This is a genomic window from Kitasatospora sp. NPDC001539 (genome assembly GCF_040298565.1).
Classification (GTDB): domain Bacteria; phylum Actinomycetota; class Actinomycetes; order Streptomycetales; family Streptomycetaceae; genus Kitasatospora.
Map to the genome: position 1 here is coordinate 23144 of NZ_JBEPAK010000031.1, position 16787 is coordinate 39930.

Sequence of the window (16787 nt, forward strand, 5' to 3'; positions counted from 1 at the left end):
CCCGCCACCGGTGCGACCGCCGCTCAGTGCTCCGCCCGCTGCGCGGCCCTGCCCTCGCGGCGCAGTCGCACCGCCTGCCCGACGTAGTCCAGCGCGGTGCCGACGGTCAGCAGCACCGCCAGGCCCATCAGGACCGCCCGCCCGGTGGCCAGCCAGTCGGTCAGCGGCAGGACGTACATGCCGACCGCGGTGCCCTGGGTCAGCGTCTTGAGCTTGCCGCCGCGGCTGGCCGGGATGACCCCGTAGCGGATCACCCAGAAGCGCATCAGCGTGATGCCGAGTTCGCGGGCCAGGATCACCACGGTGACCCACCAGGGCAGGTCGCCGAGCAGCGAGAGGCCGATCAGCGCCGAGCCCATGATCGCCTTGTCGGCGATCGGGTCGGCGATCTTCCCGAAGTCGGTGACCAGGCCCTTGCGGCGGGCCAGCTCGCCGTCGAACAGGTCGGTGATCATCGCGATGGCGAACGCGGCCCAGGCGACCGCCCGCCACTTGGGGTTGTGCCCGCCGTCCGCGAACAGCAGCGCGACGAAGACGGGCACCAGGAGCACCCGGACCATCGTGAGCACGTTGGCGATGTTCCAGATGCCCGGCGCCGGCGGAAGGGCGGCCGCCGGTCTGCCCGGGTGGGCCGCGGCCGGGGCGCCGGGCCCCTTGGTCATTCCCCGGCTCCCGGCGCCTCGGCCCTCACAGTGCCGGGCAGGCGCACCTGTTCCAGCGCCTCGGCGATCAGGTCGACGCCTTCGCTGGCCACCACGGTGGCCCGCCAGAACTGCCCGACCCGCGGGTCCTCGACGCCGTGCAGGGTGGTCAGGCCGTCCGTCTCCGGGGCCTGGTGGGCGGCACGGCCCTCGACCACCCCGTCCTCGACCGACTCGATCAGCACCTCGACCTCGGTGCCGATCCGCTGCTCGGCCCGCTGGGCGGTCATCTCCTCGGCGAGGCGGCTGAGCCGGTTCAGCCGGTCCGCGACCACGTCCTCGGGCAGCTTGCCGTCGTAGCCGGCCGCCTCGGTGCCCTCCTCGTCGGAGTAGCCGAAGACGCCGATCGCGTCCAGCCCGGCGTGGGTGACGAAGCGTTCCAGCTCGGCGAAGTCCTCCTCGGTCTCCCCGGGGAAGCCGACGATGAAGTTGGACCGGGCGCCGGCCTGCGGGGCCTTGTCGCGGATGGTCTTCAGCAGCTCCAGGAACTGGTCGGTGGAGCCGAAGCGGCGCATCCGGCGCAGCACGGCCGGCGCCGAGTGCTGGAAGGACAGGTCGAAGTAGGGCACCACGCCGGGCGTCCCGGTCATCGCGTCGATCAGGCCCGGCCGCATCTCGGCCGGCTGCAGGTAGGAGACCCGCACCCGCTCGACGCCCTCGATCGCGGAGATCTCGCCGAGCAGCGTCTCCAGCAGCCGGATGTCGCCGAGGTCCTTGCCGTACGAGGTGTTGTTCTCGCTGACCAGGACGATCTCGCGGACGCCCTGCCCGGCCAGCCACTGGGCCTCGTGCAGGACGTCGGAGGGCCGGCGGGAGATGAAGGAGCCCCGGAAGGCCGGGATGGCGCAGAAGGAGCAGCGGCGGTCGCAGCCGGAGGCGAGCTTGACCGAGGCGACCGGGCTGTCGTCCAGCCGCTTGCGCAGGGTGCGGGGGCCGGAGGCGGGCGCGAGGCCGTCGGGCAGGTCGGCGATCGGCGCGGCGGCGGCCTCGGCGCCGTGGCCGGGCAGGGCGACGGCCTCGGCGGCGGACTGCCGCTCGGCCGGGCTGATCGGCAGCAGCTTGCGGCGGTCGCGGGGGATGTGCGGGGCGTGGTGGCCGCCGGACAGGATGGTCTGCAGGCGGTCGGAGATGTCCGCGTAGTCGTCGAAGCCGAGCACGCCGTCCGCCTCGGGCAGCGCGTCGGCGAGCTCCTTGCCGTAGCGCTCGGCCATGCAGCCGACGGCGACGACGGCCTGGGTGCGGCCGTGGCCCTTGAGGTCGTTGGCCTCCAGCAGGGCGTCGACGGAGTCCTTCTTGGCGGCCTCCACGAAGCCGCAGGTGTTGACGACGGCGACGTCGGCTTCGGCGGCGTCGTCGACCAGCAACCAGCCGTCGGCCTCCAGTCGCCCGGCGAGTTCCTCGGAGTCCACCTCGTTGCGGGCGCATCCGAGCGTGACAAGGGCGACAGTACGGCGTTCAGGCATAGGCCCAAGATTAACGCGCGGCCTCCGGTGCCGTTCGCCCCGGAGTCCGCGCGCCCTGGATCAGCTGATCACCACCGGCCCCGGCCGGCCCCTGTGGTCAGCCCGCCTGCGGGTCTCCGGGGGTGTACGTGACGTGCACCACCTGGCCGTCCTTGCCGAGGAGGCCGAGGTCCTTGCCGTTGACGTACGCGTGCACGGCCCCGCCGTTGCCGAGCACCAGCTTGATCTGCTTGGGGTCGGTGAAGGTCTGGTCCTGGCCGCCGCTGATGTTGTTCTGGAACAGCGACTTGCCGTTGCCGTCCATCGCGGACACCCAGCTGGTGCCCTCGGCGACCAGCTTCACGGTGACCTTGTCGGCCGGGACGGCGGCGATCGCGGCGGCGCTCGGCGCGGGCGCCGGCGGCTGGACGGTCGGCGTGACCGGGGCGACGGAGCCGGTGCCGGAGCCGCTGGGCAGCGGGGCGCTGGCGGAGCCGGTGGTGCTCCGGCCGTCCTTGCCGTTGACCAGGTTGAAGCCGATCAGCGCGACCACCGCGACGATCGCGGCGACCATGGCCGCCGTCCAGTTCGGCCGGCTGCGGCCGGGCACCTTGATCGGACCGCTGTCGATCAGCTGCGTGGCCGGGCTCTTGGAGGCCGGCGAGCCGCCGTGCGCGGCGTCGTAGCGGGCGACCAGTTCCTCGCCGTCCACGCCGACGGCGCGGGCGATCGAGCGGATGTGCCCGCGGGCGTAGAAGTCGCCGCCGCAGCGGCCGAAGTCGTCCTCCTCGATGGCGTGGACGATCGGCACCCGCACACGGGTGGCGGTACTCACCTGGTCCACCGTGAGTCCCGCCTCGATCCGGGCGGCGGACAACACCCGGCCGATGCTCGGGGCATCGGCCGCCTGCACCTCGTCGTCGGTCGGCTCGACGGACTCGTCGGTCGGCTCGGCGGGCGACGGGGCGTTCTCGCGGTCGGGGGACTTGCCGATGGTCACGGGGCACGCCTTTCGAGCGGATGGCCACCTGCTGGAGAACAGTCTAGGGGCGGGGGCGGATCGTTTCTCAAGCGGAGCGGGCCCGAATGCGCGCGCCCGCCGCCCCCGGGGGCCGGCCCCCCGTTGACCGGCCGTCAACGGGGGTGCCCGGCGGGCCCCGGGGTGCGCTTTCCGGCGTGTGACGCGGCGCGCGGGCATCCGGTTCCTTGCGGCTCGTCTACCCTCCACCGAACGAGTGAACGCCTCGATCGGCGGGGTCCGTCAGCCGCACGTGAGGGCGTCCTCGGCGGCTCCCGTGGGCGCCCGTCAGTTCCCCTGCCGATACCGCCACTCCCGGCCGGCTCGGTCCGCTCAGCCCCTCAGGGTGACCAGCACACCGTCCAGCTCGTCCGGCTTCACCAGCACGTCACGGGCCTTGGAGCCCTCGCTCGGACCGACGATCCCCCGCGACTCCATCAGGTCCATCAGCCGGCCCGCCTTGGCGAAGCCGACCCGGAGCTTGCGCTGGAGCATCGAGGTGGAGCCGAACTGGGTGGAGACCACCAGCTCGGCCGCCTGGATCAGCAGGTCCAGGTCGTCGCCGATCTCCTCGTCGATCTCCTTCTTCGGCCCGGATCCGACCGTCACGTCGTCCCGGTAGACGGCGCTCAGCTGGTCCTTGCAGTGCTGCACCACCCGGGCGATCTCCGCCTCGGTGACGAAGGCGCCCTGCATGCGGATCGGCTTGCTCGCGCCCATCGGCAGGAAGAGCGCGTCGCCCTTGCCGATCAGCTTCTCCGCGCCGGGCTGGTCCAGGATGACCCGGGAGTCGGCCATCGCGGAGGTCGCGAAGGCCAGCCGTGACGGCACGTTGGCCTTGATCAGACCGGTGACCACGTCCACCGAGGGCCGCTGGGTGGCGAGCACCAGGTGGATGCCGGCCGCACGGGCCAGCTGGGTGATCCGGACCACCGAGTCCTCGACGTCCCGCGGCGCGACCATCATCAGGTCGGCCAGCTCGTCGACGATCACCAGCAGGTACGGGTACGGCGTCAGCTCCCGTTCGCTGCCCGGCGGCGGGGTGACCTTGCCGGCCCGCACCGCCGCGTTGAAGTCGTCCACGTGCCGGAAGCCGAACGCGGCGAGGTCGTCGTAGCGCATGTCCATCTCGCGCACGACCCACTGGAGGGCCTCGGCGGCCTTCTTCGGGTTGGTGATGATCGGCGTGATCAGGTGCGGGATGCCCTCGTACGCCGTCAGCTCGACCCGCTTCGGGTCGACCAGGACCATCCGCACCTCGTCCGGCGTGGCCCGGGCCAGGATCGAGGTGATCAGGCAGTTGATGCAGGACGACTTGCCCGCACCGGTCGCACCGGCCACCAGGATGTGCGGCATCTTCGCGAGGTTCGCCATCACCGTGTGGCCCTCGACGTCCTTGCCCATGCCGACGAGCATCGGGTGGCTGTCCTCGGCGGCCGCGCGCGAGCGCAGCAGGTCGCCGAGGTTGACCATCTCGCGGTCCCGGTTGGGGATCTCGATGCCGACCGCGGACTTGCCCGGGATCGGGCTGATGATCCGCACGTCCGGGCTGGCCACCGCGTAGGCGATGTTCTTGGCGAGGGCGGTGATCCGCTCCACCTTGACGGCGGGGCCCAGCTCGACCTCGTAGCGGGTGACCGTCGGGCCGCGGGTGAAGCCGGTGACCCTGGCGTCCACCTTGAACTCGGCGAAGGTGCTGGTGAGCTGGGCCACCACCTCGTCGTTGAGGGCGCTGCGGGCCTTGGCCGGGCCGCCGCGCTCCAGCAGGTCGAGCGGGGGCAGCGCGTAGGTGATGTCCCCGGCGAGCTGGAGCTGCTCCATCCGCACCGGCGCCGGGCCGTGCTCCGCGGGCGCGCCCGGGCCACCGCTGCGGGCGGCCGGGACGGCCGGCTCCTCGGGCGGCGCGGTGAGGTCCTTGACCTGGTGCATCATGTCCGCCACCGCGGAGGAGGCGGGCACGCCGTAGACCAGCGCGCCGTCCAGGTCGGCGGCCGCTCCGGCGGCGAGGTCGCGGGTGGCGTACGGGTCCGGGGCCTCCCCGTCCAGCGGCTCCTTGTCCAGGGAGAGCCGGACGGCCTCCGGCCGCTCCTCGGGATCGGCGCCCTGCTTGCGCCGACGGCGGCGGCGGCGCGCGGCGACCTCGTCCGTCGGGTCGTCACCGACGGTGTCCAGGGTGAACGGAAGCGCGTCGGGGTCCGCGTCCTCCGGCGGTTCGGTGGACAGCTCGCGCTCCGGCGTGCGCCCCCAGTGCACCTCGTCCTGGGGCCCGGGCTCGACCACGCCGAGCCGTATCCCGATGCCCCGCAGCCGCTCGCCGATCCGGTTGACCGGGGTGGCGGTGACCACCAGCAGGCCGAAGAAGGCCAGCAGCAGGAGCAGCGGCACCGCCAGCGCCGGGCCGGCGGCGGCCATCATCGGGGTGGACGCGGCCCAGCCGACGATCCCGCCGGCCGTCCTTATCCGGGAGGCGCCGCTGCCCATCACGGGCGCGCCGCAGCCGATGTGGACCAGGCCGAGGACGCCGACCAGCAGCGCGCTCAGCCCGATCACGATCCGGCCGTTGGCCTCCGGCAGCTCCGGGTGGCGCCAGAGCCGGATCGCGATGCCGGCCAGCAGGAACGGCACCAGCACGTCGAGCCGCCCGAACAGTCCGGACACCACGGCGGTGGCCGCCTCGCCCAGCCAGCCCTGCGGGCTGAACCAGGTGCCGGCGGCGATCACCATCGCGAGCGCGAAGAGCACGAGGCCCAGCCCGTCCTTGCGGTGGGCCGGGTGGAGGTTCTTGGCGCCGTCGCCGACACCGCGGAAGATCGCGGCGATCGGGCTCGCCAGGGCGTTGAGGAAGCGCACCAGCCCCGACCGGGACGGCGGCGGGGGCGGCGGGGTCGACTTGGCCGCCGCCTTCTTCGCGGGGGCCTTGCGGGCTGCCGCCTTCTTCGCGGGCGGCTTCCCCGGGGCCTTCGCCGCGGCCTTCTTGGACGGTCCCGGAGTCGGCTTGCGTGCTGCGTTCCCGGGCGTGCGAGTGGCCATGGGTCAGCAGCCTACCGGTGCTGACCACCGGTGCCCACGCGCCCGGGGCGGGGTGCCCGGACGTGTCGCAGACACACCGTCACGCTGACCGGGTTTCACCCGGCTGCACCGCTGAACCACCCGGACGGGCGAGCGCGGAGCCGCGGTTCCGCACCGAACGGCACCCAGCCGAGGCCGGTCCTCCGAGCTGCCCGGGCACGCCGAGCCGTACCGGGCCGGTCCTACGAACTGCCCGGCCGCATCGCGTCCAACGCCCGGCGCAGACCGGCCAGCTTGCGCTCCAGGTGCGCCGCGGTGGCGGCCACCCCGGCGTCCTGCGTGCCGTCCAGCTGCTTCCCGAGCGCCTCCGCCTGCTCCTCGACCGCCGCCAGCCGCGCGGACAGCTCGCCCAGCAGCGCCCCGCCGAGCTCCTGCTCGCCGCCGCCCTCCTCCAGCTGCAGCCGCAGCAGCGCGGCCTGCTCCTTCAGCTGGCAGTTCTTGACGTACAGGTCCACGAAGACCGAGACCTTCGCCCGCAGCACCCACGGGTCGAAGGGCTTGGAGATGTAGTCCACGGCCCCGGCCGCGTAGCCGCGGAAGGTGTGGTGCGGGCCGTGGTTGATCGCGGTGAGGAAGATGATCGGGATGTCCCGGGTGCGCTCGCGGCGCTTGATGTGGGCGGCGGTCTCGAAGCCGTCCATCCCGGGCATCTGGACGTCCAGCAGGATCACCGCGAAGTCGTCGGTCAGCAGCGCCTTCAGCGCCTCCTCGCCGGAGGCGGCGCGCACCAGCGTCTGGTCCAGGGCGGAGAGGATCGCCTCCAGCGCCAGCAGGTTCTCCGGCCGGTCGTCGACCAGGAGGATCTTCGCCTTCTGCATGGGGGCCCGTCCTCCTGTCGCCTGCCTGCCGCCCGGTGAAGGCACCCGCACACTGCCCACCGCTACTCCGGTCATGCTAGCCGCACCCCCTCGCCCGGCACATCGCTCCATCGGGACCCGATCCGGAGCGGCGCGCTGCCAGTGCACCGGCGCACGCTCAGCAGGGTGTCGCCGTCCGGTCACTGTTCGCAACGCTCGGTGACCCTACCGGGTTCCCGGGTCCGACCGCCAGCAAACAGGTCCACCGGCGGGCGCGAACCCCGGGGCCCGGCCCGGGGTTCGCGCCCGCGCCCGGGTTCACGCGCGGTCGCCGTTCAACCACTCGTGCATCACCGCCAGCAGGTGGTCGGTCTCCACCGGCTTGGTGATGTGGTCGGTGGCGCCCGCCTCCAGCGACTTCTCGCGGTCGCCCTTCATCGCCTTCGCGGTCAGCGCGATGATCGGCAGCCCGGCGAACTGGGGCATCCGGCGGATCGCCTCGGTGGTCGCGTAGCCGTCCATCTCCGGCATCATGATGTCCATCAGGACCAGCGCCACGTTCTCGTGCTGCTCCAGCATCTCGATGCCCTCGCGGCCGTTCTCGGCGTACAGCACGGTCAGGCCGTGCTGCTCCAGCACGCTGGTCAGGGCGAACACGTTGCGCACGTCGTCGTCCACGATCAGCACCTGCTGGCCGTCGAAGCGGGTGTCGCCGCGGTCGGGCCGCGGCTGCTGCGCGGGCTCCGCCGTCCGGGCCGCGGCGGCGCTCTCGAGCGCGGCGCTGCGCCGGCGCTCCACCGCACCGCGGCGGCGCTCCTCGGCCATCTCCCGGACCTCCTGGGCCCAGTGGTCGGCCGGGTTCTCGCCGACCGGCACCGGCAGGCCCACCGGGGTCACCCCCACCGAGGCGCGCGGCGCGGGCGCGGCCGGACGCTCCGCCGGCCGGTCGGCGGGCACGGCGTCCGGGGCCTCGGTGCGCAGCGGCAGGTAGAGGGTGAACGTCGATCCCCGGCCGAGCTCGCTCTCGGCGTGGATCTCGCCGCCGAGCAGCCGGGCGATCTCCCGGCTGATCGAGAGGCCGAGGCCGGTGCCGCCGTACTTGCGGCTGGTGGTCCCGTCGGCCTGCTTGAACGCCTCGAAGATCTCCCGCAGCTTGTTGCCGGGGATGCCGATGCCGGTGTCGGAGACCGAGAAGGCGATCAGCTCGTCGTCCGGGCCCTGGATCGAGCCGGACTCCAGCAGCCGCTCGCGCACGTGCTGCGGGACGTCGTGGCCGGCCGGGCTGATCGAGAAGTCGACGCCTCCGGTGTCGGTGAACTTCACCGCGTTGGAGATCAGGTTGCGCAGCACCTGCTGGAGCCGCTGCTCGTCGGTGTGCAGCGTGACCGGCAGTGCGGGCGAGACCCGCACCTCGAAGGCCAGGTTCTTGTCCAGCGCGACGGGCTGGAAGGTGGCTTCGACGTAGTCCACCAGCTGGACCAGGGCGATCCGGGTCGGGCGGACGTCCATCTTCCCGGCCTCGACCTTGGACAGGTCGAGGATGTCGTTGATCAGCTGGAGCAGGTCGGAGCCGGCGCCGTGGATGGTGTCGGCGAACTCGACCTGCTTGGGCGAGAGGTTGCCCTCGTTGTTGTCGGAGAGCAGCTTGGCCAGGATCAGCAGCGAGTTGAGCGGGGTGCGCAGCTCGTGCGACATGTTGGCGAGGAACTCGCTCTTGTACCGCGAGGCCAGGGCGAGCTGCTCGGCACGCTCCTCCAGGACCTGCCGGGCCTCCTCGATCTCGCTGTTCTTGATCTCGATGTCCCGGTTCTGCTGGGCGAGTTGCTCGGCCTTCTCCTGCAACTCCTCGTTGGTGCGCTCCAGTTCCTCCTGGCGCGCCTCCAACTCGGCCGACCTCATCGAGAGTTCCGCGGTGAGCCGCTGGGACTCCAGCAGCAGGCCCTCGGTCTTGGTGTTGACGCTGATGGTGTTGACGGTCACGCCGATCAGGTCGGCGATCTGGTTGAGGAAGTCCAGCGCGACGGTGGTGAAGGAGCTGAAGGTGGCCAGCTCGATCACGCCGAGCAGCCGGCCCTCGAACTGCACCGGCAGCACCACGATGTGGGCCGGGGAGGCCTCGCCGAGCCCGGAGGCGACCTTGAGGTAGCCGGGCGGCGCCTCCTTGACGATGATCGCCCGCTTCTCCACCGCGGCCTGCCCGATCAGCGACTCGCCGGGCCGGAAGGTGGTCGGCATCGCCCGACGCTGGTAGCCGTAGCTGCCGATCAGCCGCAGCACGGTGTCGTTCTCGTCGTCGTCCTCGGTGATCAGCTCGGCGGTGCGGCCGGCGGGCTGGGCGAGGAAGAAGGCGCCGTGCTGGGCGGAGACCACGGGGGTCAGCTCCGTCATGATCAGCGAGGCGACCGCCTCCAGGTCCCGGCGGCCCTGCAGCAGGCCGGAGATCCGGGCCAGGTTGGTCTTGAGCCAGTCCTGCTCCTGGTTGGTGCGGGTGGTCTCGCGCAGGTTGGCGATCATCTGGTTGATGTTGTCCTTGAGCTCGTCGAGCTCTCCCGCGGCGTCCACGTCGATCCGCAGGCTGAGGTCGCCCCTGGTCACCGCGGTGGCGACCTGGGCGATCGCGCGCACCTGCCGGGTCAGGTTGTTGGCCAGCTCGTTCACCGACTCGGTGAGGTCCTGCCAGGTGCCGTCCACGCCGGGCACCCGGGCCTGGCCGCCGAGGCGCCCGTCGGTGCCCACCTCGCGGGCGACCCGGGTGACCTCGTCGGCGAAGGCCGACAGCTGGTCGACCATGGTGTTGATGTTGGTCTTGAGCTGGAGGATCTCGCCCCGCGCGTCGACGTCGATCTTCTGCGAGAGGTCTCCGCGCGCCACCGCCGTGATCACCAGCGCGATGTTGCGGACCTGGCCGGTGAGGTTGTTGGCCATCTGGTTGACGTTGTCGGTCAGGTCCTTCCAGATGCCGGCCACGCCCGGCACGCTCGCCTGGCCGCCCAGCGTGCCGTCGGTGCCCACCTCCCGGGCGACCCGGGTGACCTCCACCGCGAACGCGGACAGCTGGTCGACCATGGTGTTCAGGGTCCCGGCGAGCATCGCGATCTCGCCCTGGGCCTCGATGGTGATCTTCTTGGAGAGGTCGCCGCGGGCCACCGCGGAGGCGACCTCGGCGATGTTGCGCACCTGCCCGGTCAGGTTCGACGCCATGAAGTTGACGTTGTCGGTCAGGTCCTTCCAGATCCCCGACACCCCGCGGACCCGGGCCTGACCGCCCAGGATGCCCTCGGTGCCCACCTCGCGGGCGACCCGCGTCACCTCGTCGGCGAAGGCCGACAGCTGGTCGACCATGGTGTTGACGGTGGTCACCAGCTCGAGGATCTCGCCCCGGGCGTCGACGGTGATCTTCTTCGACACGTCGCCGCGCGCCACCGCCGTGGTCACCTCGGCGATGTTGCGGACCTGGCTGGTCAGGTTGTTGGCCATCAGGTTGACGCTGTTGGTCAGGTCCTTCCACGTCCCCGACACCCCGGGCACGCTGGCCTGGCCGCCGAGGATGCCCTCCGTACCGACGTCCCGGGCCACCCGGGTCACCTCGTCGGCGAACGAGGAGAGCTGGTCGACCATCGTGTTGATGGTGTTCTTCAGCTCCAGGATCTCCCCGCGCGCGTCCACCTGGATCTTCTGCGACAGGTCGCCCTTGGCGACCGCGGTCGTCACCTGCGCGATGTTGCGCACCTGGTCGGTGAGGTTGTTCGCCATGAAGTTGACGTTGTCGGTCAGGTCCCGCCAGACCCCGGCCGCCCAGGGGACCTGCGCCTGACCGCCCAACCGGCCCTCGGTGCCCACCTGGCGGGCCACCCTGGTCACCTGTTCGGCGAAGCCGGAGAGCTGGTCGACCATCGTGTTGATGGTGTTCTTCAGCTCCAGCATCTCGCCGCGCGCGTCCACCTCGATCTTCTGCGAGAGGTCCCCGCGCGCCACCGCCGTCGTCACCTGCGCGATGTTGCGCACCTGGCCGGTCAGGTTGTCGGCCATGAAGTTCACCGAGTCGGTCAGCTCGCGCCAGACCCCGGCCACGCCCGGCACCTGCGCCTGACCGCCCAGCCGCCCCTCGGTACCGACGTCCCGCGCCACCGTCGTGACCTGGGCGGCGAAGCTGTTCAGCTGGTCCACCATCGTGTTGACGGTGTTCTTCAGCTCCAGCATCTCGCCCGCCACGTCCACCGTGACCTTGCGGGACAGATCGCCCTTGGCCACCGCCGTGGTCACCTGGGCGATGTTGCGGACCTGCGCGGTCAGCCGGCCCGCCATGGTGTTGACCGAATCCGCCAGGTCCTTCCAACTGCCGGACACGCTGCGGACCTTCGCCTGACCGCCGAGCTTGCCCTCGGTGCCCACCTCGCGGGCCACCCGGGTCACCTCGTCGGTGAACTCCGAGAGCTGGTCCACCAGCCCGTTGACGGTCCGCCCGATCTTCAGGTACTCGCCGCGCAGCGGGTGGCTCACCCCGTTGCTGTGCAGCGAGCGCAGCTCCATCTTCTGGTCCAGGTCGCCCTCCGCGATCGAGGTCAGCACCCGGCCCACCTCGGCCATCGGACGGGCCAGGTCGTCGATCAGCGCGTTGCAGTTGTCGACGGCCGCCATCCAGGCGCCCTCGCCCGCGCCGGTCTCCAACCGCTCGTTCAGCCGGCCCTCGCGGCCGACCGCCCGGCGCACCCGGGCCAGTTCCCCGGTCAGGTGCTGGTTGCGCTCGGCGACCTCGTTGAACACCGCGGCGATCTCCGCCAGCGGCCCGTCGCCCGGGACCGTCAGCCGGCGGCGGAAGTTGCCGTCCCGCATCGCGGTCAGCGCGGACAGCAGCTTGCGCAGGTCGGCCGGCTCGGCACCCCGGTTGTGGCCCGAACGCCGGCCGGCCACGTTCCGCGGCGCCGTCCCGGACCGTCCGCCGCGCTGGGCGGGCGGCGTCGAACCGGATGCGTCCTTGGTTGCGTCCTTGGTGGCCGAACTCAACGGGCCCCTCCCACGTAGTGAACTGTCCGGTGACCGCCGCGCCGTTCCGGCACGCGCCCGGGCACCGGCCCGGCTGGGCTGCGCACCGGCGGACCCACTCGGCACACCGGCACCCACACGACCGTACTGCTCCCACCGGCCGTCGCGGACCCCCCAGTCTGGCAGCACTGGCGCCGAGTGCACGGCCGGTTGCGCTCGGTTGGTACCGCACCGTCCGAAACAGGTGGGCAGAATCACCCTCCAGTGCCTGTTTCACCGCCCCGCCCCCACGGGGAACCAGGCGGAAAGTAGGGTGGAGCGCTGCACCGGGCCACGACCCGACCCAGCGCCGCCGCACCCCGACGGCGCGCACGGGGAGTCGGCGCCGCACCGGACAGCCAGGGCAAGACCAGCAAAGGAGACGTGGCAACGTGGTCACCGCGCGCGCAGCCGCCACCTTCGACCCCGACGGCAGGTCCGCGGCCGCCGCCCGGGGCTTCGTCCGGGACGCGCTGCTCGGCTGGGGCCTGCCCGAGGTCGTCGACGACGCCGTCGTCCTGGTCAGCGAGCTGGTCACCAACGCCGTCGTGCACGCCGGCACCGCCGCCGAAGTCTGCTGCCTGCGCGAGGAGGAGACCGTCCGGATCGAGGTCACCGACCACCACCCCGAACGCAGCCTGCCCTCCCTCGGCGACGGGCCCGCCTCCGCCTCCGACCGCTACGCCGACCCCGACGGCGAGGGCGGCCGCGGCCTGCTGATGTGCTCCGCCCTCGCCGAACGCTGGGGCGTCGAGTACGCGGCCGGGCAGAAGACCGTGTGGTTCCGGCTCAGCCTGCCCGCCCACGTGGTCGGCACCGCCTATGCCGTCCCCGCCACCCCCGGCAGCGACCTGCCCAGCAGCGCCGGACCGCTGCACGTCGCCGTCGTCCAGCTCGACGAGGACGGCCGCGTCCTGGCCTGGAACCCCGACGCCGAGGCCCTCTTCCAGCACCCCGCCTCCGCCGTCCTCGGCCGCCCCTGGGCCGACCTCGCCGTCTGGCCGCAGTCGCCCGGCCGCGGCCTCGGCCTCTCCGACACCCTTCAGCTGGCCCGCTGGGAGGGCGGCTACGGCGTCCGCCGCGCCGACGGCGAGGAGGTCGAGGTCTACGGCGTCCAGGTCCGGGTGCGCGACACCGAGGGCGTCCCCTCCACGCTCTGCCTGCTCGTCCGCGAACCCGACCGCGCGGTGCTGCGCTCCCCCGCCCGCGCCCTGCCCGGCGAGCGCCCCGAATCCGCCGGCCCCCGGCTCGACCTGCTGGCCGGCCCGGTCGCCACCGACGACCTGGACACCCTGCTCCAGCGCACCGTCGAACGCGCCCGCGACCTGCTCGACGCCGACGCCGCCTACCTGCTGCTCACCACCGACGACGAGACCGAGTTCGAGCTCCGCGCCACCACCGGCTTCAGCACCGGACTGCGCCGGCACGCCCGGTTCCCCGTCGAGACCGGCAACCGCTACGACTCCGCCCGGCTGCCCACCGTCCACGAGGACCTGGCCGCCCGCCCCACCGGCCTGCCCCTGCTCGCCGACAGCGGCATGCGCTCCCTGATCACCGTCCCGCTCAAGGTCGAGGGCCGCCTGATCGGGTCGCTCGGCATCGCCACCACCGTGCCCGGCCGCTACGACAACGAGGACGCGCTGCGCCTCCAGTTCGCCGCCGACCGGGTCGCGCTGGCCGTCGAGAGCACCCGGCTGACCGAGCTCGAACGGCTGCGCCGCGGCTCGCTGTCCTTCCTCGTCGAAGCCTCCGACCTGCTCGCCGGCACCCTCGAACACGAGCAGACCCTCGCGCTGATGGCCCAGATGGCCGTCCCCACCCTCTCCTCCTGGTGCGCCGTCTACACCAACGGCGACCACGGCTCCTCGGCCGGCCCGGCCTTCGTCCTGCACGAGGACGAGGACCGCATCGACCCGCTGCGCGACCTGCTCGACAAGACCCCCGCCCCCGAGGCCGGCCCCACCCACGGCGTCCGCTTCTGGTCGGCGCCCACCGAGACCGCGGCCGCCCGCGGACTCGCCGACAGCCCCGAACTGGCCGGCCTGCTCGGCGAGACCGTGGTGCTGCCGCTGACGGCCCGCAACCGGGTCATCGGGCTGCTCGCGCTCGGCGTCCCGGCCGGCACCCGCTTCCGCCAGGAGATCCTCGAGCTCGCCGAGGACCTTTCCCGCCGGGCCGCCCTCGCCCTGGACAACTCCCGGCTCTACTCGGAGCGCACGGCCACCAGCCAGGCCCTCCAGCGCAGCCTGCTGCCGCCCGACCTGCCCGAGATCCCGGGCGTCGAGGTGGACGTCTACTACCAGGCCGCGGGTGAGGGCAACGAGGTCGGCGGCGACTTCTACGACCTGTTCACCATCCGCGAGGGCACCTACGGCTTCGCCATCGGCGACGTCTGCGGCACCGGCCCCGAGGCCGCCTCGGTCACCGGCCTGGCCCGGCACTCGCTGCGTCTGCTGGCCCGCGAGGGCCTGGACGCCCCGCAGGTGCTGAGCCGCCTCAACGCGGCCATCCTGGACGAGGGTTCGCGCAGCCGCTTCCTGACCCTGCTCTACGGCGAGCTCACGCCCCGGCCGGACGGCAGCACCGAACTGTCCCTGGTCTGCGCCGGCCACCCGCTGCCGCTGCGACTGCGCACCGACGGCCGGGTCGACCGGGCGGCCACCCCGCAACCCCTGCTCGGCGTCATGGACGACCTCGACCTCACCGCCGAGCACCTGGTGCTCTCCCCCGGCGAGGTCCTGCTCTGCGTCACCGACGGCGTCACCGAGCGCCGCGAGGGCCCGCGGATGCTGGGCGACGACGGGCTGGCCGAGGTGCTCACCGGCTGCACCGGCCTGACCGCCGGGGCGGTCGCGATGCGGGTGCAGCGCGCGGTCGAACGGTTCGCCGCGGAGCCGCCGTCCGACGACATGGCGATCCTGACGCTGCGGGTCCCGAACCAGCGTCAGCCCTGAACGGTCCGCAGCTGACGCAGTCACAAATTGTTATATTCACAAGGGTACAAGAGTCCCGTGTCGGGTACACCGATCACACCGGGGAATCCCCCGGAGGGGACGTGACCAGCGGATCTCCGCCGGCCCATCACTTCTGACCTCACCTCTGACCGCTGCCCGCGCGCACCTTCGCCGTGCGCCCCCGGCGCGGTCGCGCGCACCCACTCCTCGAACCCACACCAAGCGTCACTGCGCCCTGCGCGCGCCCAGAGTGAAAGGAGCCTCCGGTGAGCAACGACGCTACCGGGGCATCGAACGCCCGCTCCACCGGCGCCGACGCGGGTAGCCTCGGCTACCTCGCCCTCGGCCTGACACTGCTCGCCTACGGTCTGCTCTCCACCGGCATCCTGCACGGCGCCGGGGTCGGGGACGCCGGCCACCTCGCCCACCTGCTCGGCGGCGTCACCCTCTTCATCGCGGGCCTGTGGCAGCTCCGCCGCGGCGAGGGCTTCACCGGTACCGCCTTCACCAGCCTCGGCGCCTTCTGGGCGACCTGGTCGGTCGCGGGCGGCGCGAGCAAGAACGCCGCCGGCCTGTTCCTGCTGCTGTGGGCCCTGCTCGCCCTCAGCCTCACCGCGGCGAGCTGGGGCTCCGGACTCGTCGGCCGCGCCGTCTACGGCCTGCTGACGCTCTCCCTGGTGCTGTCCGCCGTCGCCACCTTCGGCGGGTACGGCGGCCTCGCCAAGGCGGCCGGCTGGATCGCGGCCGTCGCCGGGCTCGCCGCCTGGTACTGGGCCACCTCCGCGCTCAGCAACGGCTCCTGGGGGAAGGTCGCCCTGCCGGTCAAGTGACCTGCTGCCTCGACCGCTCCCGAGCACCACTGCGGGGTCGCACCTCCGTCTCGACGGGGGTCCGACCCCGCCGGCGTGCCACCAGCGCCAGCACCGCGTAGGCGAAGAGCAGGATCACGACCGCCACGATGCCGTCGGCCCAGAAGTGGTTGGCCGTCACCACGACCACCGCCACGGTCAGCACCGGGTGCAGCACCATCACCCAGCGGAACGGGCTCGGCGACACCCGCACCACCGCGACCGCCGCCAGCACGCACCAGGCGACGTGCACCGACGGCATCGCCGACAGCTGGTCGGCCACCACCACCCCGCCGACCGCACCCCCGTACACCGACTGCCCGTACTCGGCCGCCACGTCGACGAACCCGCTCTGCGGGAGCATCCGCGGCGGTGCCACCGGGACGAACTGCACCAGCAGGCAGACCGCGGTGGTGATCACCACCGTGTTGCGCACCCACGCATAGCGCTCCCGGTGCCGCACGTACACCCAGAGCAGCACCGCCAGCATCACCGCGAAGTGCATCACCGCGTAGTAGTAGTTGGCCAGCCTCACCAGCACCGGGTACGGCGTGACCGCCGCCTGCCAGGAGGCCTCGTCCGGCAACCCGATCGCCAGCTCGGTGCGGTGGATCCAGCCCGCCCGGTCCAGCGCGTGATCAGCGCTCATCACCGACAGGTGCCCCACCAGCTGCCAGAGCGCGAACAGCGCCAACAGGGTGCCGGCCTCGCGCAGCAGCGCAGACACCCCCGGCTTCCGGACCCGCGCGGCGACGTACGCACCCCCGTAGAGGCCGACGGCGGCGCCCCCGGCGGACTGCCAGGTCAGGGTCAGGTTCTGCATTGGCAGAGGGTAACGCAAAAAGACCCCCTCCCGTCCGGGAGGGGGTATTTTCGGAATGATTGTTCGGCGGCGTCCTACTCTCCCACAGGGTCCCCCCTGCAGTACCATCGGCG

The 16787-nt window shown here is 72.5% G+C and carries 9 protein-coding genes; 2 read left to right on the forward strand and 7 right to left on the reverse strand.

Features of this window, described 5'->3' with window-relative positions; translation table 11 throughout:
- Positions 1 to 23: 23 nt before the first annotated feature.
- The 6 genes from pgsA to ABT247_RS08340 all read right to left on the reverse strand — a co-directional run bounded on the left by pgsA (position 24) and on the right by ABT247_RS08340 (position 11860).
- A complete protein-coding gene (gene pgsA, locus ABT247_RS08315; protein WP_350739881.1) occupies positions 24 to 662 on the reverse strand; it encodes a CDP-diacylglycerol--glycerol-3-phosphate 3-phosphatidyltransferase in 639 nt (212 codons plus the stop codon).
- Positions 659 to 2164 (reverse strand): 30S ribosomal protein S12 methylthiotransferase RimO, encoded by a 1506-nt coding sequence (gene rimO, locus ABT247_RS08320; protein WP_350739884.1) that lies wholly within the window; start codon positions 2162 to 2164, stop codon positions 659 to 661. The genes pgsA and rimO overlap by 4 nt, the downstream gene beginning before the upstream one ends.
- Positions 2165 to 2261: 97 nt before the next feature.
- Positions 2262 to 3143 carry a helix-turn-helix domain-containing protein gene (locus ABT247_RS08325; protein ID WP_350739887.1) on the reverse strand — a complete coding sequence of 294 codons (882 nt, stop codon included), beginning with the start codon at positions 3141 to 3143 and terminating at the stop codon, positions 2262 to 2264.
- A 351-nt stretch (positions 3144 to 3494) separates the two neighbouring features.
- Positions 3495 to 6191 (reverse strand): DNA translocase FtsK, encoded by a 2697-nt coding sequence (locus ABT247_RS08330; protein WP_350739890.1) that lies wholly within the window; start codon positions 6189 to 6191, stop codon positions 3495 to 3497.
- 221 nt (positions 6192 to 6412) lie between these two features.
- Complete coding sequence (locus ABT247_RS08335) at positions 6413 to 7048, reverse strand: response regulator (protein WP_350739893.1); 636 nt, start codon at positions 7046 to 7048, stop codon at positions 6413 to 6415.
- Between the two features lie 297 nt (positions 7049 to 7345).
- Positions 7346 to 11860, reverse strand: a complete 4515-nt coding sequence (locus tag ABT247_RS08340; RefSeq protein ID WP_392901938.1) for a HAMP domain-containing protein — start codon at positions 11858 to 11860, stop codon at positions 7346 to 7348.
- Positions 11861 to 12441: 581 nt separating this feature from the next.
- Here ABT247_RS08340 and ABT247_RS08345 point away from each other — a divergent pair.
- Both ABT247_RS08345 and ABT247_RS08350 read left to right on the forward strand, forming a co-directional pair.
- Positions 12442 to 15003: a SpoIIE family protein phosphatase gene (locus ABT247_RS08345; RefSeq protein ID WP_350739896.1), complete on the forward strand. Its 2562-nt coding sequence runs from the start codon at positions 12442 to 12444 to the stop codon at positions 15001 to 15003.
- A gap of 266 nt (positions 15004 to 15269) precedes the next feature.
- Positions 15270 to 15833, forward strand: a complete 564-nt coding sequence (locus ABT247_RS08350) for an acetate uptake transporter (RefSeq protein WP_350739899.1) — start codon at positions 15270 to 15272, stop codon at positions 15831 to 15833.
- On the opposite strand, the gene ABT247_RS08355 is transcribed toward ABT247_RS08350, so the two are convergent.
- Positions 15826 to 16674: a phosphatase PAP2 family protein gene (locus tag ABT247_RS08355; protein WP_350739902.1), complete on the reverse strand. Its 849-nt coding sequence runs from the start codon at positions 16672 to 16674 to the stop codon at positions 15826 to 15828. The genes ABT247_RS08350 and ABT247_RS08355 overlap by 8 nt on opposite strands.
- Positions 16675 to 16787 lie beyond the last annotated feature (113 nt).

Coding starts and splice junctions, on each gene's coding strand:
- ABT247_RS08340 (WP_392901938.1), bottom strand. CDS start 11,860: ATGCGGGACGGCAACTTCCGCCGCCGGCTGACGGTCCCGGGCGACGGG.
- pgsA (WP_350739881.1), bottom strand. CDS start 662: ATGACCAAGGGGCCCGGCGCCCCGGCCGCGGCCCACCCGGGCAGACCG.
- rimO (WP_350739884.1), bottom strand. CDS start 2,164: ATGCCTGAACGCCGTACTGTCGCCCTTGTCACGCTCGGATGCGCCCGC.
- ABT247_RS08335 (WP_350739893.1), bottom strand. CDS start 7,048: ATGCAGAAGGCGAAGATCCTCCTGGTCGACGACCGGCCGGAGAACCTG.
- ABT247_RS08330 (WP_350739890.1), bottom strand. CDS start 6,191: ATGGCCACTCGCACGCCCGGGAACGCAGCACGCAAGCCGACTCCGGGA.
- ABT247_RS08355 (WP_350739902.1), bottom strand. CDS start 16,674: ATGCAGAACCTGACCCTGACCTGGCAGTCCGCCGGGGGCGCCGCCGTC.